Source organism: Oceanobacillus sp. CFH 90083 (assembly GCF_009389585.1).
In the GTDB taxonomy this organism is placed as follows: domain Bacteria; phylum Bacillota; class Bacilli; order Bacillales; family Amphibacillaceae; genus Oceanobacillus.
Window position 1 is genome coordinate 1 of sequence record NZ_VIYG01000060.1, and the last position, 288, is coordinate 288.

The 288-nt window shown below is 49.7% G+C and carries 2 tRNA genes; both read left to right on the forward strand.

What is annotated here, in order from left to right:
- Positions 1 to 106: 106 nt before the first annotated feature.
- Positions 107 to 181 (forward strand) — tRNA-Asn (locus tag FLK20_RS21490).
- Positions 182 to 184: 3 nt separating this feature from the next.
- A tRNA-Ser gene (locus tag FLK20_RS21495) sits at positions 185 to 276 on the forward strand.
- Positions 277 to 288 lie beyond the last annotated feature (12 nt).

Sequence of the window (288 nt, forward strand, 5' to 3'; positions counted from 1 at the left end):
TTGGGGGCTTCCCCCTGCGAGAGTAGGACGTCGCCAGGCGAAAGTATTCTCTTATTAAGTCCTTAAGGACAAGCGAATTACTTCTTTCTTTAATATTATGGATTATTCCACAGTAGCTCAGTGGTAGAGCAATCGGCTGTTAACCGATCGGTCGTAGGTTCGAATCCTACCTGTGGAGCCATATGGAGAGCTGTCCGAGAGGCCGAAGGAGCACGATTGGAAATCGTGTAAGCCGCTACCGCGGCTTCGAGGGTTCGAATCCCTCGCTCTCCGCCATTAAAACTTTTA